We start from the raw sequence: 21,795 nt of genomic DNA on the forward strand, positions 1-21,795 counted from the left end.
CACTGCCAGGCACCTAATTTAGACTTAAAAGCCCACTCAACAGAGTGGGCTTTTTTGTTATCTCTATTTTAAGCATTAGTCTCATCTCAGGGTGAGTGATACATGCAGCTGGGCCAGTTATTAGGTTGTTGCGGCAGGTATCGCTGTCATGACGTAGACATCAAAGCGGTTACTTTTTGTCTCGATTGCCATGGTTGGTTGCTGGAAATTTAACCAATCAGCATAAGCCGGTCGCTTTACCACCACGCGTTTTGTTGCCATTTTACGGGCTGCTGGCAATAGTGCATCGGCATCTTGATCTGAGCCAACCAGTGACTGAAAGACCCGCATCTCTTTTTTCACGAGCGCAGATTTTTGCTTGTGAGGGAACATCGGATCTAGGTAGATAACTTCTGGTCGATCACGCAGCATTAACAAATTATCTACAGCGGGTCCTTTTAATAAGCGCATTCTGGCTTTAACCCACAGACCTATTTCCTGATCTTGCTGTGCCCGTAGCAAGCCGTCTTCTAATAATGCTGCGACAATCGGATTGCGTTCGATCATGGTTACATCACAACCAAGGGATGCAAGTACGAAGGCATCGCGTCCAAGACCGGCTGTTGCATCGATAACGCTCGGAATGGCACCAGATTTTAAACCTACTGCTTTGGCAATCGATTGGCCTTTGCCACCGCCAAATTTACGTCTATGCGCGACCGCCCCAGCTACAAAATCGACGTAGATAGCCCCTAATTTTGGTTCATCTAACTTGCGTAGCTCCAATCTGTTTTCAGTTAAGACTAACGCGAAAGGGGCTGGAAGTTGGGTATCCATAAGAGATTGGCGCAGGGGTTCGAGCTTACTATCATGAGTGGCTGTTTCACTAAAAACTTGGAGGGGGAACATAACCTAGGACCTACGTCACAGACAAAGGTCGCCATGATAACAGAAGGATTCTCAGCTCACGATAGAGAGGTCGGCTCCCTGTTGATTGAGTGCCAGATAATCGATGAGATCATCATATGCTAGCGGGCGGCTAAGAAGGTACCCTTGAGTGAAGGCACACCCTTTTTGACAAAGGAAATCGAGTTGCTCGTGGTTTTCTACTCCTTCAATCACCACTTGCATACCCAGGTTGTGAACAATGTTGATGATGCCATCTAGCAGCAATCTATCCTGCTCATTGAAAGGTATGTGGCGTACAAAGGAGCGGTCTATTTTGACGAGATCTACGGGGAAGTTCCGTAAATAATTGAGTGCAGAATAGCCTGTGCCAAAATCGTCAATCGCTATTTTGCACCCTGCATCACGGAGTGCTTCAATGCGGCTCTTGTGCTGAGCATTGCTCTCCATCAAGAGTGATTCGGTAATTTCGATGACAATGTCTGCAGGATTAAGATCGAAGTGATGGATGACTTGGAGCCACTCGCTAGCGCTGGTGTCAATGGTCTGAAATTCCATCGTTGAGCGGTTTATCGACATTTGTATGTGTGGGAAGCCAGACTTCTGCAACCGAGATAAGTCTCGACATGATTGCCATAGTACCAAGGCGCCGAGTCGCTGAATAAGCCCTGTCTCCTCGGCGAGAGGAATGAACTCTGCTGGTGAGACTTGTCCCCAATGTGGATGATGCCAGCGCACCAAGGCTTCTAGTTTGGCTATTTGGCCACTGTGGTTATCCCAAATGGGCTGATACGCCATGGTGATCTGTTCTTGCTTGATCGCTTCAGCCAAGTCTTGCTGCATTTTGTGGCGTTGACGAACCTCTTCCCGCATTGAGAGGCAGTAGGTATCGAGGGCTCGTCCTTGGCGTTTAGCGACAAAAAGCGCCTGCTCGGCATTACGTAGTAACTCGTCGCTTTCGCATCCATCACTTGGGCAGAGTGTGATGCCGATGGTCGAAGTAACATAAATATGCTGACTAGCAAGGGTAAATGGGCGGGAAAAACTACCCATCACTCGCTTGGCATATATTTCCGCTTGGCGATGGGTAACGATACCTGGAATCAAAAAAGCAAACTCATCACCGCCGATCCGCGCGACTAAATCTTCACTGCGTATCCGGCTCACCAATCGATCCGCGACCTCTCGGAGCAAGGCGTCACCAGCGTGGTGATTCATACTATTGTTCACGGCTTTAAAGTTATTAAGGTCAAGCACCATTAACGTGAAAGATTCACCTTGCGCACAGAACCTATTGAGGCAGCGGCTAAACATCCAGCGGTTTGGGAGGCCAGTTAGATTGTCATAGTTGCTTTGGTTTGCGATCTTCTGCTCTGCTATTTTGGTTTGGGATATATCACTAAAAATAGCGATATATTTCTGGATCTTTCCCTCTTCCCACAGTGCTCTTATGACAACTTGCTGTGGGTAGAGCTTGCCACTTTTGCGTTTGTTCCATACTTCCCCACGCCACACCCCGACACGTGCTAAGGCATGATACATGTCCGCATAGAAACGTTGGTCATGCAGTCCTGATTTGAGTAGGTTGGGTCGCTGACCTCGGGCTTCTTCACTGCTGTACCCAGTAATCTGCTCGAAGGCGGGGTTAACTGAGATGATCCTGCTATTGGCGTCGCAGACCAAAATGGCTTCCGACAGGTTTTCATAAACTTGGTGAGAAAGTTTGAGTTGCTCAGCGTGGTATTTCAGTGGTTCGATGTTTTCCAGCAGTACCATCAGATAGTCCGGTTGCTGCTGTTTATTCCTCATTAATGTCACGGTAGCGCGGCCCCATAGCGTTCTACCTTCTTTGTGCAGATAACGTTTCTCTTGGGTGAAGGTTGCTCGTTTACCTGCCCTTAGCTCTTGATAGCGAGGTGCACTGTGCGCCCAATCTTCAGGGTGGTTTAGCTCGGCCACTGAACGGGTAACTAACTCATGTGGTTGATACCCGAGCATCTGTTCAATGGCTGGATTGGCCCAGAGAATTTTGCCATCAAGACTGAGTTTACCAATCCCGACTGAGGCGTGAGTCAGCATGTTTTTCAGAACAGAAGGGGGCTCGGAATGACGCGAATCTTCTGTTTGTTGCAGCGTTAGCGCGAGTTCACGGCCTGCTAATGGGCCCAGCAGCCGTAATAGTGCCATGGTTGAACCCATGTCACTTTGTGGCTGGCGATAAAACAAGCTGCAAATCCCTACGGTATGACCCTCCGCACACTTAAGGGCGATACCGGCATAAGCATTCGCCTGCCAGATTTGGGCTCCGTAGCTATCAGGAAACAACTGGGATAAACGGTCACTGAACCACATTTCACCCTCTTGCCAGGCAATGGCATCGGGGGTGGTATTCAAGGGTAGAGAAATATCTTGGATATCGAGGGACGAGGGGTGCATTGCTTGCACTTGAAGATCTGTCTGTCCTCTAGTGATAGAAATGAGGACGTAATCTGCTCCCACTGCGGTGGCGATTTCACTTACAAATGCATTGAGATACCCCTGGCCACTGGTATGAGCCATATGAGAAACAATTTGGAGTATCGAATCGAATGCCCGCCTCATGGCAAGAGTATTTCTCCCTCTATCGGTCTGGACTCGACTGTACTGAAGAGGTACAGACAGTGCACATAGGTAATATGGAAGTCCTTAAATAGTCAAAAGAAAAGGGACACTAGGGTCTAATGCCAGTCAGTTAAGCACTTTTATGACTAAATATTCGAGATATTGAATATCAAAAGTAGCTCCATGATTAAAGAGTCAATTTGGCTCCAACCCTTGCCCTGACTGGCATGCAATAAAAAGAGGGAGGCATCATGCCTCCCTCACTCGTTAGCCCTTATACCCCGCGGGTTGGGACTCAAATTCTCTTAACTGACTTGCATTAGACACTAGGGTCCCCTTTTGCAGCAGATAATACCGATTACGCGGCAATTCCGCTATGGCGTAAAAGTGCATCCACTTGGGGCTCTCTGCCACGGAAGGCTCGGAATAGCTCCATCGGTTCTTTCGACCCGCCTTTCTCGAGAATATTTTTCAGGAAAGATTGGCCTGTTATTGGGTTGAAGATCCCTTCTTCCTCGAAACGGGAGAACGCGTCAGCGGACAGTACCTCTGCCCACTTGTAGCTGTAGTAGCCTGCCGCATAGCCCCCCGCAAAGATATGGGAGAAGCTGTGCTGGAAGCGGTTGAACGTAGGTGGCGTCATCACGGCTACTTCGCGACGCACTTCGTCGAGTAAGGCGGGGAGCTGGCCTGCGTTCGCCGGATCAAACTCTTGGTGCAGGCGGAAGTCGAACAGGGCGAACTCCAGCTGGCGCAGCATCTGCATCGCTGCTTGGAAGTTACGGGCGGTTAGCATCTTCTCCAGCAGATCGGCAGGCAGCGGCTCACCGGTCTCATAGTGGCCGGAGATAAACGCCAATGCTTCAGACTCCCAACACCAGTTTTCGAGGAATTGGCTCGGCAGCTCCACGGCATCCCACGCTACACCATTGATACCGGCGACACCCGCTACGTCGATCCGAGTCAGCATATGGTGAATACCGTGACCAAACTCGTGGAACAGGGTGACCACCTCGTTATGGGTGAATAGCGCCGGTTTGCCATCAACAGGGCCATTAAAGTTGCAGGTGAGGTAGGCTACCGGTTTTTGGAGGGAACCATCTTGGCGGTAACGGCGGCCAAGGCAGACATCCATCCATGCACCGCCCCGTTTATGCTCGCGAGCATAGAGGTCAAGGTAGAAACTGCCGCGTAGTGCGTCATCGGCGTCGAAAATATCGTAGAAACGCACATCGGGGTGCCAGGTATCGATGCCGAGGCGTTCGCGCACCTTCATACCAAATACCCGTTTCACCACCTCAAACAGCCCCTTTACCACCTTGTTCGCAGGGAAGTAAGGGCGCAGTTGTTCGTCAGAGATCGAGAACTTGTGCTGCTTGAGCTTTTCGGCGTAATAGGGAACATCCCAAGCAGCCAATTGATCTTGGCTATGGTGCTCAGCGGCAAAGCTGCGGATCTCTTCCAACTCGGTTTTACCCTGTGGCAGGGAGCGACGCGCTAAATCGGTGAGGAAGTTCACCACCTGGTCGGTTTTTTCCGCCATCTTGGTGGCCAGCGATAGCTCCGCATAGTTAGCAAAACCCAGCAACTGGGCCAGCTCGCGGCGCAGGGTGAGCAACTCAGTCATGATGGCGCTGTTATCCCACTTACCGGCGTTGGGTCCCTGATCGGAGGCGCGGGTAGTAAAGGCCTGGTACATCTCGGCCCGCAGTTCGCGGTTATCGGCGTACATCATCACTGGCAAGTAGGAGGGAATATCTAAGGTGAACAGCCAGCCCTGCTTGCCCTTGAACTCAGCCATCTGGCGGGCGGCTGCCAGAGCACTTTGTGGTAATCCGACTAATGCAGTTTCGTCGCTGACCAGCTTGTGCCAGCCTTGGGTCGCATCTAGCACGTTGTTGCTAAAGCGAGAGGCCAGTTCGGACAGGCGAGCTTGAATTTCGCCATAACGCTGCTGCGCCTCGGCTGGGAGACCAATGCCGGAGAGGCGGAAATCACGCAGGGTATTTTGGATCTCTTTACGCTGGGCGCCGCTCAGGAGTGGGAAGTCATCACTCTCTGATAGGTCCTGATAGGCCTGATAGAGCCCTTCGTGTTGACCAACATAGGTTTGAAATTCCGACAGCTGTGGCAGGCACGCATCGTGCGCAGCGCGCAGCGCATCACTATTGAGGACGGCATTGAGGTGGCTGACAGGAGACCAGATCCGCGCGAGCCGATCATTAACTTCCTCTAACGGCGCAATCAGGCTATCCCATGTGTGCGGGTCTTGCTGAGCGAGTACCTCATTGATTTTCTGTTTGCAGTCGGCGATTGCCTGGGTCACTGCTGGCTGCACCTGATCGGGATGGATCTGGCTGAACGGGGGTAGCGAGTCCATGGTTAGCAAAGGATTGGTCATATCCCGGTTACCTCTTGTCTGGTCTTGAGTCGACCGCTTTAGCAGCGCTTTGTGGGTCTCTAACATGTGGTCAAGCGCTGGAATTATCAAGCAGGAATCAGCAGGTTTACCCAATTTCGGCCCATTATCTTGCTGGTTAGGGTCCTGTGACGGCGATATCGGTCATTTTGATCAACGTGAGGTGGATCTTTTCTCGCAACGTGACGGCTGCTTGAGCTTGGGTTGGCAGTTGAATAGCGCAATATCCCTGCATTTAGGCTGCTTATTTCGCCTGTCACCGACAGAGTGCTGGTATTAATTATCGTTTTTTATCATTAACTTAGAATCAAATAAAGCTTGTTGATGTTTTTGTTTTTTGTGACCTATCCTGAATTGTCTATTGAGTGTCATCGCATGAGTCTTCCCTCCGGGGGGAATAGGTAAGCAAGACCACAACGCAATGAGACTGGTCTCAGGCGTTATCTATGACAGTGGGGCAGCCCCGCAATCTCGCTCGTATCTCGTCAACAAAGTATGGAGTCATCATGGGCTTCTTCATCTTATCCGGCGATGGCACCGCCTTGTTACCACGGGGTTGCTGCCACACCACTGCTGGTGCCGTTTCTGCTCACGCGCCGCTAGCGTAGGCGCTGCCGTTTTATGTTTGTTGCCACATTCCTCGCACGCAGGGGCGCTCTTGTATTGCCCCTTGCTTAGGATCTCAGCCAATTAAGTGAATGCTGGTGCTGCGGCACTCAGTTTCATCATGGTTTGCCAGTCGCAAGAATGCGTATTTATGCAAGGGTTATCGACTGACGAGTTGTTCATCATGAAGCCGCTCATCGCTGCCGCACCTGCCGTTTTACACCCACTATGGTGCCTACGTCGTTGACGTAGGTTGCGCATAGCCATCACAACCAAGGGAGTGTTTCATGATGAGAGTCACCATGCTTGCCGCCATGATAGGGGGAATATTGGCATACCCCGTTTTGGCGAATGACAGTGTCAGCGATGACTTCACTGCGATTTATCAGAGCCATCAGCAACAGATGAGTGCCCGGCTACAGGCGCTGCGCGCTCAAGCGGCGCGGGGTGAGGGGCTGGTCGTGCAAGATGGCAAGCGTTATCTAATGGTCAATGGCACCCGTTATCGGCTCAATAGCGATAACTACGTTGTGTTTGATATGCCGAAACCGACCTTTCTCGATGAGACAACGCTGCGCAATGTGTTTGATTTCTTTAGTGATGATTGGGAGCTGACTTGGTATGACGGCGGTGTGGTTATCGTCAATAAGCTGTTTGGTAATTATGAATATGGCCAAGGTTGTCTGCTGGAGTACCAGCCTGCCCAGGCATCCCTTGAGGCTAATTCGCGGGTGGCGATGGAGGTCGCGAGCTGTAACTGGATCAGCCCACCCCAAGCTCCCCCGCAGGCGCTGGCATTAGTGGCCGCCAGTGACAGCCAAGTCACCTTGAGCTGGGGACGTACCGATGGCGCCGATTTCTACCGCGTTTATCGGGACGGACTTGCCGTCGCCAACGGGGCTGCCATTAAAGCTCTTAGCTTCACCGAGCAAGGCTTAACCCCTGCAACTCGCTATCACTATCAGGTCGAAGCCTGTAATCAGCACGGTTGCACCAGCGAACGGAGCGCCGAGTTGAGTGTGGCGACCGCCGACATCCCCGCTTTGCCCCCAGTAACAGCTGATATGCCGGTGGTGATCAACGCGGGCTCTCGCACCAATGTAATTAACTGGAACCCAGTGGCTGGCGCGACCTATTACCAGCTGGTCCGTAACGGGGTGACATTGGCCGCGAATCTGACGGCGCTGAGCTATACCGACGCTCAGTTAGAGAGCAATACCCAATACCAATATGCCCTTATTGCCTGTAATGAGGCGGGGTGTTCGGCGCCAAGTGCCTTGGCCACCATCACCACAGCAATGCTGGATATGCTCGATATCCGAGTGCAGCACAAAGATCCACAGACCCCTGCCGTCAGTCTCAATGTGCGGACTCAAAATTCGGCAACCAGTGTGTTCAGTGCCAATGTTTCTTACGCGGCAGATAAGGTCTATCGCTATAACCAAGGCATCTTTTCTAGTTCGTTAAGTGGTGGCCAATATTGGGTAAGGGTTAATGCTCAGCCAGTTAATGGTCAGCTATGCACCTCAGACACCCCTAATTACAAGCGCACTGGTGGCAAGAATGCGGAAGCACTGATCGACTGTTTGACCAGTGTCAGCATGGTGTCGGGAGTGAGTGGTAGCTTGGAGTTTACGCTGGCAGATAACGTTGAATATTATGTGCCCGCTCCGAAAATGTACCGCAGCGCGGATAATCAGGAAGTTGTCACCTCCTCATTCACCTTTACCTCGTTAAACGACAAGGTGATCAAAGTGGATGACAGCGGCAAGTTGACCTTGGTTGGCGAGGGCGAAACCACCCTGATGGTACAGGCGAACCCAGATTACTACCGTGTGGATCAACCACTGCAGTTGAAGGTCAAGGTCAATCCAGCTACTAAGCCAGTGCTACTGCAGAAGCTGGAGATCGGTCAAGCCACCTTGCTTCCCCCTGGCGCTCCCCATCAAATTCTTGCCCCCAGAGGGCAGACCATGGTGCGCGCTTACGCGTATGCGCGCGATGCGAGCAATACCGCCATGCCAGCTTTCACCCTGACCATTGATGCTAACGGTCAACAACTGAGCAAGCGGATGATCTGCCCGAGTACTGCTAAGGTGGGTAGCTTCAGCACCCCCAGTTATCAGCTGGCCGAGGTTTGCTATAGCATCATCGAAAGTGAAGAAGCCGCAAACTTCATCACTAAAGGGATGGTGCTGACGGTGAGTGATGGCAATGGCATGAGTCTGACGGCTCAGCCGAAAGTGAATGGCAATGGCACCATCAATCTGAAGCTGGTGCCCGGCCTCAATGCCAGTGGTGTGGCTAAAGTGCCTGATATTGCTGCCTTTGATCGGACCCTCCGCCAAGTTTATCCCCTCAGCAAAACCAATATCTCGGTGCGGGAACCGACCGATCTCACCGTGGATATCAGTCCCGCCCTAGGTCGGGTCGACCAGTTACGCAAATTGGAAACCGATGGTAAGACCTATTTTTACGGCTTAGTACCGGGCACTTGTTATGGCACGGTTGGACTTGGCTATGTACCGGGTAACAGTGCGGTTGGCCGTGATGGGGGTTGCTCATTGTATCTGAACTCGATTTTTGTACATGAGCTGGGTCACAACTTTGGCCTAGGTCACGCCCCTGGCTGCGGCCCCACCTCCAGTGAACCATTTTGGATCTCAGCTGCGTGGGATGGTGTTGCCAGAGCGGCGCTGAGCCCAGCCCCGTTGTTTGAGCAGGTTGATCGCATGGTGATCTCGCCCAAAGATAAGCGTATCCGGGCCGACTCGGATCTGATGAACTATTGCTTTGGCTATCGTTTCACCCAGTACAACTACCAGCGGGTTGCTAACTACGTAAACAGCAAATCCTGGTTTGCTGACCAGCCTCTGCGCAGTCGCGCAGTATTGACTGGCGAGCCGGTGTTATTGATTTCCGGCGAGATTTTAGCTGACAAAGTGGTGCTTGAACCCGTGATTGCCTCTAATAATCCCATCGGTGTGCAGGAGGAGAGTGGTGAGCCGAGCCCGTATACCCTGTTGGTCAATGCCAGTGACGGGGTGGTGATGCATGCGCTGCCGCTGTTGCAGCTTGATCATCAAGATGCCAAGCGCTTTAGTATCGAACTGCCCGCCTCTGCGCACATTAATGCCCTCAAGTTCTTTGCTGGGGAGCAGGAGCTCGCATTGGAGATCCGCGGTGCCAACGAACAGCCAAAAACCTTCAGCCGGGTGAGCGATAACGGACCTGTTATCAGCTATCAGGGTGATTATGTCAGTTGGGATAACAGCAAATATCCTTGGCTGACATTGGTTTACACCCAGTTAGATGGTTCTCGCCTAACGCTAGCGTTGAACGCGACCGGTGGCGAACTCGATATTGATCAGAGCAAACTCAATGGCGGTACCCTGCATTTCAGCTTGTCTGATGGGATCAATAGCGTCATTCATAGCGAAACCTTGGCCCCGCGTTAGTCATCACTGTCAGGTGGTCATTATGGGAAAAGGGAGCATATTGCTCCCTTTTTTAACCAGACTATCGCAGCTAGGCTGCCTGAGGTGGCATCAGCGCTCAGCGTCTTGCTGCAGCCACTGGGCGACCCGCTTGGCGAAGTAAGTGAGGATGCCGTCGGCCCCAGCCCGCTTGAAGCAGAGCAGGGACTCCATGATGGTCTCCTGCTCTTTGAGCCAGCCATTCTGGATCGCCGCCATGTGCATGGCGTACTCGCCGCTCACCTGATAGGCAAAGGTCGGCACCCCAAATTGATCTTTGACCTGTCGCACCACGTCCAGATAGGGCATCCCCGGTTTGACCATCACCATGTCGGCCCCTTCCTGAATGTCGAGTGCTACCTCGTGCAACGCCTCGTTGCCATTGGCGGGGTCCATCTGATAGGTGGCTTTGTTGCTCTTGCCGAGGTTGCCAGCAGAGCCCACCGCATCGCGAAATGGTCCGTAATAGTGAGAGGCGTACTTGGCGGAGTAGGCCATGATCTGGGTGTTGATGAAGCCGTTTTCCTCCAGCGCCGCGCGAATGGCGCCAATGCGGCCATCCATCATGTCAGAAGGCGCCACCACATCGGCCCCTGCCTCGGCATGAGAGAGCGCCTGCTTGATCAGAATTTCGGTGGTGATGTCGTTCAGCACATAGCCTTCGTCATCGATGATGCCGTCCTGCCCGTGGGTGGTAAACGGATCGAGCGCCACGTCGGTGATGACCCCGAGCTCCGGGAAGCGGGCTTTGAGGGCGCGCACGGTGCGCTGGGCCAGCCCGTCTGGGTTATAGGCCTCTTCCGCCAGCAGGCTCTTGCTCTGAAGCGGCGTCACTGGGAACAGGGCGATGGCGGGCACGCCGAGCGCTACCAGTTCGGCAGCCTCGATCAGCAACAGATCGATGGAGAGACGCTCCACCCCCGGCATGGAGGGAACCGCTTCTCGGCGCTGCTCCCCTTCCAGCACAAACACCGGATAGATGAGATCGTTGACGGTCAGGACGTTCTCGCGCACCAAGCGGCGACTGAAATCATGTTTGCGCAGACGGCGCAGGCGGCGGCCTGGAAAGGCGCCCGGAAGGGTTGTAGCCATGAATCACTCCAGCAAAGGAAGTTGGAAAAACGCGGCGGAGGTGGCCCGGGTGTGGGCCAGCAAGGCCTCGGGCGCTTCACCACGGCAAGCCGCCACCACCTGGGCGATGTGCGGCAAAAAAGCGGGTTCGTTGCGTTTCGGGCGCGGTTTCAGATCCCGCGGCACCAGATAGGGGGCATCGGTCTCGATCATCAGCCGACCGGCCGGAATGCGCGCCACTTGCTCGCGCAGCAGCTGACCACGGCGCTCGTCGCACAGCCAGCCGGTCACCCCGATATGCAGCCCCGACGCTAGGCATTCGTCCAGCTCCTCGTCGGAGCCGGTGAAGCAGTGCAGCACGGCTCCCGCTAGTTTGGGCAGCCAGGGACGGAGGATCTCGATAAAACGGGCGTGGGCATCGCGGCAATGGAGGAACACCGGCATCTTGAGCTCGGCGGCCAGCGCCAGCTGGGCGTCGAATACGGCATCTTGCACCGGACGGGGTGAGAAATCGCGATTATAGTCGAGACCGCACTCGCCAATGGCCACCACCTGTGGCAGGGCTGCCAGCTCACGCAAGGCGGGCAGGGTGGTCTCATCGACGCTCGATGCGTCGTGCGGGTGTACCCCAGCGGTGGAGAAGCAGTAACCCGGCCAACGGGCGGCCAACCCGGCGCTCTCGCGGCTGCCAGCCAGATCGGTACCGGTCAGGATCAGTGCTTCCACTCCGGCGGCGCGGGCGCGGGCTACCAATTCAGCTTCCTCACCGGCGAACTGGCTGCTGGTTAGGTTGACGCCAATGTCGATCATGGTGCGGACTCTCAGGGAAGATATGGCTGATTAGCCGACTAAATGGGGGCTCGGAGAACAGTAGGGGAGCCTCAGCTCCCTTGTTCGGTCTGGTCTTGTGGCGGTGCATCCTCGCTATCCTCTTTACGCTCGTAGAAGCGGGCGAAGAACAGGCCTAGCTCCCACAGTGCCCACATCGGGATGGCGAGCAGAGTTTGCGAAAAAACATCAGGCGGTGTCAGTAACATACCAACCACAAACACCCCGACGATCACGTAGGGGCGCTTCTCTCGCAAGCTTTGTGGGTTAGTCACCCCAGTCCAGCACAGCAGGATGGTAGCCACTGGAATTTCGAACGCCACCCCGAACGCGAAGAACAGGGTCAGTACGAAGTCCAGATAGCTGGCGATGTCGGTGGCTACCGTCACCCCGGCGGGAGCGGTACTGGTGAAGAAACCGAACACCAGCGGGAACACCACGTAGTAGGCAAACGCCATCCCCGCATAGAACAGCACCGCACTGGAGGCGACCAGCGGCATGATCAGGCGCCGTTCATGCTGGTATAGACCGGGGGCGATAAAGGCCCAGGCCTGATAGAGCAGATAGGGGATCGCCGCGAAGAAGGAGACCACCAAGGTCAGCTTGATCGGGGTAATGAAGGGGGTTGCCACGTCGGTCGCGATCATGCTGGTGCCTTCCGGCAACTGGCTGAGTAGCGGCTGAGCGATAAAGTCGTAGATGTTGTTGGAGAAATAGATCAGGGCAACGAACACCAGCAAGATCGCGGCAACTGCGCGTAGCAAACGGGTGCGTAGCTCCATTAGATGGCTGATCAGAGGCTGTTCGGTCTGACTCATGGTTTCAGCTCCCCCTTCTCTTGGCGATCTGGGCCTTGGGTCGCCGTGTTGTCATTGATAGGCGGCTGGCTGACCACTGCGGGTATCGGAGTTGCCTGAGCGACCGGGTTAGCGGCTGCGGAGGGATGCCCTTGAGGCGGCCTGATCTCGTTCTCCACCTGATAAGGGCGGTTGACCGACTGGGCCGCAGCCTTGAGCTGCTCGATAGACTCTTGCAGCTCAGGGCTTAAGTTGCTCATTTGCAGCTGCTCTGCCTTTTTCAGGTCATTGTGCAGCTCTTGCAACTTGAGCTCCTGCTCCAACTCGGTCTTGACCGAATTAGCTGTGCTGCGGATCAACCTGATCCAATGGCTGGCGGTGCGGATTGCCACCGGTAGCCGCTCGGGCCCCAGCACCACCAGCGCGACTACGCCGATGACGACCAGCTCCCAAAAACCGATATCGAACATGGCTTAGGCCTGATCTTTGTCTTTCTGTTTAGTGAGGTCGTTTTCCTGATTAGCCGCTTCATTGAGCTGCTTGGGCGGAAAATCGGCGTCTTTTTGCTCAGCTTTGACGGCCTCTGGCTCATCGGAGAGGGCCTTCTTAAACCCTTTTACGGCTGCGCCAAGGTCACCACCGATACCACGCAATTTCTTGGTGCCAAACAGCAATACTACGATGACTGCGATGATCAACAATTGCCAAATACTGATACCACCCATATTTTTATCTCCATTTTTGGCGCCTAATGCGCCTGTTTTTGTTTAATTTTGTCTGGTTGTTGATTAGTTATTGCGAGTTTGCAGCCAGCCTACCAACCAGCATACCCCTGTACTGGCGAGGCAAAATTGTCCCCACGCAACATATTGGTGCTGGGTCAGCAAAAATACACCAGCTAACAGCAGGCTGGCGCCTACTCCTAAGAGGTAGCGAGCTTGCCCCTGACGGCGACTGTGGCGGCGAAAATCGGCAAACATCTGGTCGAAATGGCGCTGCTGGTGGCGGGTTTGCCGTAGCGTTTCGTAGACCAGCTCCGGCAGCTCAGGCAACTTCTCTGCCCAGAATGGCGCCTTCTCTTTGATGGCATTCCATACCGCTTTCGGCCCCACCTGCTCGCGCATCCAATGTTCCAGATAGGGTTTGGCAGTTTGCCACAAATCGAGCTGTGGGTAGAGTTGGCGTCCTAAACCTTCGACATAGAGCAGGGTTTTTTGCAGCAGCACCAGCTGGGGCTGCACCGTCATGTTGAAATGACGGGCGGTATTGAACAGGTTAAGCAGCACGTGACCGAACGAAATTTCCGACAGCGGCTTCTCGAAGATGGGCTCTAGCACGGTGCGAATGGCAAACTCAAACTCGTCCACCTTGGTATCTGCGGGTACCCAGCCTGACTCCACGTGCAGCTCCGCTACACGGCGATAGTCGCGGTTGAAGAAGGCGAGGAAGTTCTCCGCCAGATAGCGCTTATCTTCGCGGTTGAGAGTACCGACGATGCCACAGTCGATGCCGATCCAGAGCGGGTTCTCAGGGTGCTGGTGGGAGACGAAAATATTACCGGGGTGCATGTCGGCGTGAAAGAAGCTGTCGCGGAACACCTGAGTGAAGAACACCTCTACCCCGCGCTCGGCCAACAGCTTCATGTTGGTGCCGTTAGCCTCCAGCGCCGCGATATCAGAGACTGGGATGCCATAGATCCGCTCCATCACCAGTACCTGCTCACGGCAGTGTTCAGTGATGATTTCCGGCACATAGAGTGCCTCTGAACCAGTGAAATTACGTCGTAGCTGGATGGCGTTGGCCGCCTCCCGCATCAGGTTTAACTCCCCTTCGATGGTCCTACGATACTCCTCCACTACCTCGATGGGGCGCAGCCGAGCACTTTGCGGTACCCAACGGGCCACCAGTCGGGCCAGCGCTTGCATCAAGCGCAGGTCTGCGTCGATCACCGGTGCGATGTCGGGGCGGATCACCTTGATGACGATCTCGCGGCCACTCTCCTTCAAGCGAGCGGTATGCACTTGGGCGATGGAGGCCGAGGCCAGTGGCGTCTCGTCGAACTCATCGAACAGGGTTTCGATAGGGCAGCCTAGGCTGGCCTCAATTTGTTGGCGGGCGATCTGGCCGCTAAACGGGGGGACTCGGTCTTGCAGCAGCGCCAGCTCCTCGGCGATATCCGGTGGCAGCAGATCGCGGCGGGTAGAGAGCATCTGGCCGAACTTGATAAAGATCGGGCCAAGGGCCTCGAAGGCGAGACGAATGCGGGTGCCACGCTTGAGCTCAGGTGTTTGGTTGTTGAGCCAAAACAGGCTGCGTCGCGCCAGACGAGCAGGCCATGACTGATAGCGGGCAGGCGCCAGCTCATCAATGCCCTGCTCGAGTAGGATGGCGGTGATGCGGTAGAGGCGCTTGAACTCCCTTGGGGTCATTAGGTCACCTGCTGTTCGATGCGGGCTAACCGCAGCTCAACGGCTTTGAGCTGTTGGGCCAACGCCTCGACATCGTCATTAAAACTGGCCACTTCCAGTGGGCCCGGCGCAAGGCGAGCCTCTTCAGTCAGGTATTCAGCCAGTTGGCGCTGGCTGCGGCACAGTTCACGGCCGAGTAGCTGGCGGGCTTGGCGGGCGCCGCGAAAGAGCGAGTGAGCCACCACATCACCGGTATAGTGCGATAACTGCTCTTCCCAATCGATGGCCAGCTCCCCCAGCAAGCTGCTAAATGCCTGCACCACCTGTGGGTCACCGCTTAGATCGAGTTTTTCTTCACGGATATAGCGGGTCAGTGCCGAGGGGTCTTTCAGCAGACCGAGCGCGGTGAGCGAGAGGCTGAGCACCGCATCGGCTTGCCCTTCGTGCTGAGCCAGCACATCGAGCCGCCGATCCGAGAAGACAAACCAGAGCGGCTTGAGTTCACGCAGCTCCAGCTTGAGCACCTTGCCTGTCAGTTTGCGCAGCCGCTCTGGGCTTTGTTGGTCCAGTGCCAGCAACTGATTGAGGCTGGTTTCGATCACCGCAGTGACCATGGCATCCAGTGGCATCGGGATTGGCATAAGCAACCTTAAAACTTGTAACCACGGTGCAGGGCGACCACACCCTGGGTCAGGTTGAAGTACTCAACCTGCTCGAATCCGACCTGTTCCATCATGCCTGCCAGGGTCTGCTGATCTGGGTGCATCCGAATAGACTCTGCCAGATATTTGTAGCTTTCACCGTCGTTGGCGACTATTTCGCCCATTTTCGGCAGCAATTTGAAGGAGTAGAGGTCGTAGAGCTTGGCGATTACCTCGCTGACCGGTTTGGAAAATTCCAGTACCAGCAGACGGCCACCCGGTTTTAATACTCGGAACATGGAAGCGAGCGCCTTGTCTTTGTCGGTGACGTTGCGCAGGCCAAAACCGATGGTGATGACGTCGAAGTGATTATCGGGGAAGGGCAAGGCTTCTGCGTTGGCTTGGACATAAGCGACGTTATTGGCGACCCCTAAATTGCGCAGCTTGTCGCGGCCCACTTTCAGCATGGAGTCGTTAATATCGGCTAACACCACCTGCCCAGTTTCGCCGACCATACGGGAGAACTTGGCGGTGAGATCACCGGTGCCGCCGGCCAGATCCAGGACTTTTTGGCCCTTGCGCACCCCAGAGCAGTCGATGGTGAAGCGCTTCCACAGGCGGTGGATGCCAAACGACATCAGATCGTTCATCAGATCATACTTGGCGGCAACCGAATGGAAGACACCCGCTACCAGCGTTTCCTTGTCGGTCGCGGCCACGGTTTTAAAGCCAAAATGCGTTGTCGTTGTCTGCTCAGACATCCCTTAAACACCCATAGAACAAAGAATGGCCGCCAGTTTACCAGAGCCAAAGACAGGCGGACACCTTAAACCCGGCTGGCCACTAACTGCATGCCCAACACCACCATGGCCAAGCAGAGAAACAGGTTAAGGCCAACATTGAGGAGTGCCTTGAGATAAGCCCCTTGCTGAGCCAGCACTACGGTATCGAGCGCAAACGAGGAGAAGGTGGTCAGCGCCCCTAAGATGCCCACCATGAGCAGGGGTTTGAGCGGATGATCGGCCACGTGGCCGTGGCTTATCAAGGCGTAGGCTACCCCGATGATGAAGGAACCCACGACGTTGACGACCAAGGTGCCATAAGGAAAGTGGCGGCCCAGTAGCAGCACCATCAACTGGGTGATCCCAAACCGCAGACAGGCGCCGATGGCTCCCCCTGCTGCGACATATAGCCAGCTTTGCATGGCATGACTCCTTGGATATGAGGCGGCCATTATGCGCAAAGCCATTACCGCTGCCCAGTGGTCAGTACGACTGCCTCTCGTCGATTTGCTGGTTGTGCCATCGCTGCCGCTTCCTGTTGCCGCTATAATGGCCGCCTTCAAGCAAGGTGGTGGTATGACAGCAGAATATCTACAGCGATTCGGCGGCATTGCCCGTCTGTATGGGCAACGGGCGCTCGGCTCGTTCAGCCAAGCCAGCGTGTGCGTGGTGGGGATTGGCGGTGTGGGCTCTTGGACGGCCGAGGCGCTGGCTCGGGCAGGGATCAACCGGATCACCTTGATCGACATGGACGATATCTGCATCACCAACACCAATCGCCAGATCCATGCCATGAATGGGACGGTTGGTCGCCTCAAGACCGAGGTGATGGCCGAGCGCATTCGCGCCATCAATCCGGATTGCGAAGTGATCGAGGTAGACGATTTCGTCACCGCCGACAATCTGGCCGAGCATATCAAGCGGGAGTTTGACTATGTGGTGGATGCCATCGATTCGGTCAAGGCCAAGGTGGCGCTGATTGCCTTCTGCAAGCGCAACAAGATCCCGGTGATTGTGGCGGGTGGTGCTGGCGGGCAGATGGATCCGACCCAGATCACTGTGGCCGATCTGGCCAAGACTATTCAAGACCCGTTGGCGGCCAAGGTGCGCTCCGACCTGCGCCGATTGCACAACTTCAGCAAAAATCCGGTGCGCAAGTTCGGGGTGGAGTGTGTCTTCTCAACCGAGCAGCTGAGCTATCCGGATGGCAATGGTGGCACCTGTCAGGCCAAGGCGGCCAGCGATGGCACCATGAAGATGGATTGCGCCTCCGGCTTTGGCGCGGTGACGCCGGTGACGGCAACCTTTGGGCTGGTTGCCGCGTCGCGGGTATTGAAGAAGATTGCCGAGCGGGGTGCCCGCGCCGAGCAAGAGGCCGGCAATAAGGACGCAGGGACGATGAGCGAAGCCTAATCGCCCTCTGCACCAGGCGGGTTAGACCGCCTGCTCGCGGATCGCCAGCACGATCGCCCTGAGCCCGTTACCTCGTGACGGGCTCAAGTGTTTCTCCAGCCCTAACTCGGTGAAATAACCTTCCATATCAAAAGCCTGAATCGCTGTTGCGGATTGGTGGTTGAGCGCCGCCAGCACGATGACAATAAGGCCCCGCACGATGCGGGCATCGGAATCACAGGCAAAGTGCCAGCAACCATCCTCACTCTTTTCTCCCTTCAGCCAAGCTTGGCTTTCGCACCCCTTGAGGCGGAACGCCTCCTGCTGCCATTCACCGGGCAGTGCCGGCAGCTGCTTGCCGAGTTGGATGATCAGCCGGTACTGGTTCTCCCAGCCATTTGCGGCGGCAAACTGCTGGCGGATGCTGTTGGCGTTGGGCTCAAGGCCAATTTGGGTATAGCGTGCGAGGTCACTCATTCGGTTGTCTGCCTTAGAAGAAGTCACTGAGTGTGTGCAGGGCGGCCAGTAGGGCGTCGACATCATCCCGATTGTTGTAGCAGGCCAGCGAGGCGCGCAGGGTGCCACCGATCCCGAGCGATTCCATCAGTGGCATGGCGCAGTGATGGCCGACCCGCAGGGCGATCCCCTGCATATCGAGCAGGGTGGCGCCATCTTGCGGGTGGATGTCGTCGAGCAAGAAAGAGACAGCACCGGCGCGTTGGCCGGGTTCGCCGACCAGACGCAACCCCGGCACCTGTTGCAGGCCAGCTACCAGATAGTCGGTCAGTGCCTGCTCATGTTGGGCGAGCCATTCCCTATCTTGCGCCATCACAAAGTCGATGGCAGCGGCGAGGCCGATAGCGCCAGCGATATGGGGGGTGCCCGCCTCGAATTTGAAAGGCAGGGTATTGAAGGTGGTGCCGCTGAAACTGACCCGATCGATCATCTCGCCACCTGCTTGCCAGGGCGGCATCCGCTCCAATAGCTCGCTGCGGCCCCACAACACACCGATGCCGGTCGGGCCATAGAGCTTGTGGCCGGAGCAGGCGTAGAAGTCGCAACCGATGGCTTGCACATCCACCTCGAGATGAGCCACCGCCTGAGCACCGTCGATCAGCGTCACGGCGCCAACCGCCTTGGCGGCAGCCACTATCTCTTTGACTGGATTGACGGTACCGAGGGCATTGGAGACGTGGGCCACGCTCACCAGCCGGGTGCGTGGCCCCAGCATGGCGTGATAGGCGGCCAGATCGAGATCGCCCCGCGTATCGAGCGGGATAACCCGGATCAGCGCGCCAGTGCGCTGGGCGACCAGTTGCCACGGGACGATATTGGCGTGGTGCTCCAGCGTACTGAGGATAATTTCGTCCCCTGTCTTGAGCTCGCTCATCCCCCAGCTTTGGGCCACCAGATTGATCGCCTCGGTGGTGCCGCGGGTCCAGATAACTTCGTGGCTGCGCGGCGCATTGATAAAACGGGCGACCGTTTCGCGGGCTGCCTCGAAGGCGCGGGTGGCGCGGCCACTCAGGGCGTGGGCGGCACGGTGCACGTTGGCGTTGTCGGCCCGATAGTAGTGAGCGATGGCATCCAGTACCGCGTGCGGTTTCTGGGTGGTGGCGGCGTTGTCCAGATAGATCAGAGGGTGGCCGTTGACCTGCTGCGCCAAGGCCGGAAACTGGTGGCGCAGTTGGGCGTGCTGTTGCGGATTCATGCTCATCTCACTGTCTGGCTAAGTGATCATTAGCTGGAAAAGTCGGCCATGATCCTGAAAATGGTGGCCAAACACAAGGCATCCGGTAAGGGATCCCTTGCTGGGGCTGGCTGGGTGAATTCTGTTACAATGCCGCCCCTCATCATAAGCCAAGAGATCCGGCCCATGAAGCTCAACCCCAATCAGAACGAAGCGGTCAAGTTTGTCTGTGGCCCTTGCCTAGTGCTGGCGGGTGCCGGATCGGGTAAGACTCGCGTCATCACCAACAAGATTGCCTATCTGGTGCAGCAGTGCGGCTACAATGCCCGCAACATAGCTGCGGTCACCTTTACCAACAAGGCAGCGCGGGAGATGAAAGAGCGGGTCGGTCAGACCCTGGGCCGCAAGGAGGCGCGGGGGCTGATGGTCTCCACCTTCCATACTCTCGGCCTCGATATCATTCGTCGTGAGCACAAGAGCCTGAATCTCAAGGCGAACTTCTCCCTGTTCGACGACACCGATCAGCTGGCGCTGCTGAAAGAATTGACTGAAGACGAGCTCGACAACGACAAGGACAAGCTCTCGGCCCTCATTACCCAGATCTCCAACTGGAAGAACGACCTTATCCTGCCAGCCCGCGCTATGCGTATCGCCCGCGGGCCGGAAGAGGTATTGATGGCCCAGCTCTACGAGCGCTATCACCGCCAGATGGTGGCCTACAACGCGTTGGATTTTGATGACCTTATCGTGATGCCGACCCTGCTGCTCAAGAGTAACGAAGAGGTGCGCACCCGCTGGCAGAATAAGATCCGTTACCTGCTGGTGGATGAGTATCAGGACACCAACACCAGCCAGTACGAGCTGGTGAAGCAGCTCGTCGGTGAACGGGCCCGCTTCACCGTGGTGGGGGACGACGACCAGTCCATCTACTCTTGGCGCGGTGCCAAGCCGCAGAATTTGGTGCTGCTGAGCGAAGATTTCCCCAGCCTCAAGCTGATCAAGCTGGAGCAGAACTACCGCTCCAAGCGGCGTATCCTCAAATGCGCCAACATCCTGATCGCCAACAACCCGCACGTCTATGACAAGGCGCTCTTCTCCGAGCTGGATGAGGGGCTAAAGCTCAAGGTGCTGTTCGCCAAGAACGAAGAGCACGAAGCGGAGCGGATCGCCGCCGAGCTGATGGGCCACAAGTTTATGAACCGCACCCGGTTCAAGGATTACGCCATCCTCTATCGGGGCAACCATCAGTCGCGCATCTTCGAGAAGGCGCTGATGACCAACCGAATTCCTTACCGCATTTCCGGCGGTACCTCGTTTTTCTCCCGCACCGAGATCAAGGACATCATGGCCTACCTCAAGCTGCTGGTGAACCCAGACGAGGACACCGCCTTCCTGCGGGTGGTCAACTTGCCACGGCGGGAGATAGGCCCCACCACCCTTGAGAAGCTCGGCCAGTATGCGAACCAGCGCGGCAAGAGTCTGTTTGCCGCCAGTTTCGAGCTGGGGCTCGAACAATCCCTCTCCGGCCGTGGCCTCGTTGCTCTGCAGGCCTTTACCAACTGGTTGGTACGCCTTGGCGATCAGGCGCTGCGTGGCAATCCGGTGGAGGCGGTGCGGGACATGATCAAGGAAATCCACTACGAAGAGTGGCTCTACGAGACCTCGCCCAGCCCGAAAGCGGCCGAGATGCGGATGCAGAACGTCTCCACCCTCTATCGCTGGATCACCGAAATGCTGGAAGGGGATGAACTGGAAGAGTCGATGACCTTGGCTCAGGTGGTTACCCGGCTCACCCTGCGCGACATGATGGAGCGCAACGAGGGAGAGGACGATGTTGATCAGGTGCAGTTGATGACCCTGCACGCCTCCAAGGGGCTGGAGTTCCCCTATGTCTACATGGTGGGGATGGAGGAGGGCTTGCTGCCCCACCAGACCAGCATCGACGAGGACAACGTGGAGGAGGAGCGGCGTCTCGCCTACGTGGGCATCACCCGGGCCCAGACCGAACTGACCTTTACCCTCTGCAAGGAGCGACGCCAGTTTGGCGAGTCGATACGGCCCGAGCCGAGCCGCTTCCTGCTGGAGCTGCCGCAGGATGACCTTGAATGGGAAAACCAGAAGAAGGTGACCGCCGAGGAGCGCCAGCAGAAGGGGCAGATTGGCGTTGCCAACCTGCGCGCCATGTTCAAGAAGGAGTAA

17 protein-coding genes are annotated in these 21,795 nt (G+C 55.8%); 3 read left to right on the forward strand and 14 right to left on the reverse strand.

The window, feature by feature from the left end:
* Positions 1-120: 120 nt before the first annotated feature.
* From CUC53_RS02455 to prlC, 3 genes are all read right to left on the reverse strand, one after another.
* Positions 121-816: a class I SAM-dependent methyltransferase gene (locus CUC53_RS02455; RefSeq protein WP_236757851.1), complete on the reverse strand. Its 696-nt coding sequence runs from the start codon at positions 814-816 to the stop codon at positions 121-123.
* A 123-nt stretch (positions 817-939) separates the two neighbouring features.
* Entirely contained in the window at positions 940-3,486 is a 2,547-nt protein-coding gene (locus CUC53_RS02460) for a putative bifunctional diguanylate cyclase/phosphodiesterase (protein WP_100292702.1), read from the reverse strand.
* Positions 3,487-3,844: 358 nt separating this feature from the next.
* On the reverse strand, positions 3,845-5,887 hold the full coding sequence (gene prlC / locus CUC53_RS02465; RefSeq protein WP_100292703.1) for an oligopeptidase A: 2,043 nt from the start codon (positions 5,885-5,887) through the stop codon (positions 3,845-3,847).
* Between the two features lie 911 nt (positions 5,888-6,798).
* On the opposite strand from prlC, the gene CUC53_RS02470 reads away from it, so the two are divergent.
* A complete protein-coding gene (locus tag CUC53_RS02470; protein WP_100292704.1) occupies positions 6,799-9,969 on the forward strand; it encodes a chitinase N-terminal domain-containing protein in 3,171 nt (1,056 codons plus the stop codon).
* 90 nt (positions 9,970-10,059) lie between these two features.
* Here CUC53_RS02470 and hemB read toward each other — a convergent pair whose 3' ends face one another.
* From hemB to crcB, 9 genes are all read right to left on the reverse strand, one after another.
* The gene (gene hemB, locus CUC53_RS02475; RefSeq protein ID WP_100292705.1) at positions 10,060-11,079 is read right to left on the reverse strand and encodes a porphobilinogen synthase; all 1,020 of its coding nucleotides are present in this window, start codon (positions 11,077-11,079) and stop codon (positions 10,060-10,062) included.
* 3 nt (positions 11,080-11,082) lie between these two features.
* A complete protein-coding gene (locus tag CUC53_RS02480; RefSeq protein ID WP_100292706.1) occupies positions 11,083-11,868 on the reverse strand; it encodes a TatD family hydrolase in 786 nt (261 codons plus the stop codon).
* A gap of 71 nt (positions 11,869-11,939) precedes the next feature.
* Complete coding sequence (gene tatC, locus CUC53_RS02485; protein ID WP_100292707.1) at positions 11,940-12,704, reverse strand: twin-arginine translocase subunit TatC; 765 nt, start codon at positions 12,702-12,704, stop codon at positions 11,940-11,942.
* The gene (gene tatB, locus CUC53_RS02490; protein WP_236757849.1) at positions 12,701-13,153 is read right to left on the reverse strand and encodes a Sec-independent protein translocase protein TatB; all 453 of its coding nucleotides are present in this window, start codon (positions 13,151-13,153) and stop codon (positions 12,701-12,703) included. Before tatB ends, tatC begins: the two co-directional genes overlap by 4 nt.
* A gap of 3 nt (positions 13,154-13,156) precedes the next feature.
* Positions 13,157-13,408 carry a Sec-independent protein translocase subunit TatA gene (tatA, locus tag CUC53_RS02495; protein WP_100292708.1) on the reverse strand — a complete coding sequence of 84 codons (252 nt, stop codon included), beginning with the start codon at positions 13,406-13,408 and terminating at the stop codon, positions 13,157-13,159.
* 63 nt (positions 13,409-13,471) lie between these two features.
* Entirely contained in the window at positions 13,472-15,112 is a 1,641-nt protein-coding gene (gene ubiB / locus CUC53_RS02500; RefSeq protein ID WP_100292709.1) for a ubiquinone biosynthesis regulatory protein kinase UbiB, read from the reverse strand.
* On the reverse strand, positions 15,112-15,720 hold the full coding sequence (locus CUC53_RS02505) for a ubiquinone biosynthesis accessory factor UbiJ (protein WP_100292744.1): 609 nt from the start codon (positions 15,718-15,720) through the stop codon (positions 15,112-15,114). Before CUC53_RS02505 ends, ubiB begins: the two co-directional genes overlap by 1 nt.
* 20 nt (positions 15,721-15,740) lie before the next feature.
* Positions 15,741-16,493, reverse strand: a complete 753-nt coding sequence (gene ubiE, locus CUC53_RS02510; protein ID WP_100292710.1) for a bifunctional demethylmenaquinone methyltransferase/2-methoxy-6-polyprenyl-1,4-benzoquinol methylase UbiE — start codon at positions 16,491-16,493, stop codon at positions 15,741-15,743.
* A 65-nt stretch (positions 16,494-16,558) separates the two neighbouring features.
* Positions 16,559-16,936 carry a fluoride efflux transporter CrcB gene (gene crcB, locus CUC53_RS02515; protein ID WP_100292711.1) on the reverse strand — a complete coding sequence of 126 codons (378 nt, stop codon included), beginning with the start codon at positions 16,934-16,936 and terminating at the stop codon, positions 16,559-16,561.
* Positions 16,937-17,090: 154 nt separating this feature from the next.
* On the opposite strand from crcB, the gene tcdA reads away from it, so the two are divergent.
* Entirely contained in the window at positions 17,091-17,927 is an 837-nt protein-coding gene (gene tcdA / locus CUC53_RS02520) for a tRNA cyclic N6-threonylcarbamoyladenosine(37) synthase TcdA (RefSeq protein WP_100292745.1), read from the forward strand.
* A gap of 21 nt (positions 17,928-17,948) precedes the next feature.
* Here tcdA and CUC53_RS02525 read toward each other — a convergent pair whose 3' ends face one another.
* Entirely contained in the window at positions 17,949-18,383 is a 435-nt protein-coding gene (locus CUC53_RS02525; protein WP_167386664.1) for a SufE family protein, read from the reverse strand.
* A gap of 13 nt (positions 18,384-18,396) precedes the next feature.
* The gene (locus CUC53_RS02530) at positions 18,397-19,617 is read right to left on the reverse strand and encodes an aminotransferase class V-fold PLP-dependent enzyme (RefSeq protein ID WP_100292713.1); all 1,221 of its coding nucleotides are present in this window, start codon (positions 19,615-19,617) and stop codon (positions 18,397-18,399) included.
* Positions 19,618-19,782: 165 nt separating this feature from the next.
* Here CUC53_RS02530 and rep point away from each other — a divergent pair, with 165 nt between their 5' ends.
* A complete protein-coding gene (gene rep, locus CUC53_RS02535; protein WP_100292746.1) occupies positions 19,783-21,795 on the forward strand; it encodes a DNA helicase Rep in 2,013 nt (670 codons plus the stop codon).

It is taken from the genome of Aeromonas cavernicola (assembly GCF_002795305.1).
GTDB lineage: Bacteria > Pseudomonadota > Gammaproteobacteria > Enterobacterales > Aeromonadaceae > Aeromonas > Aeromonas cavernicola.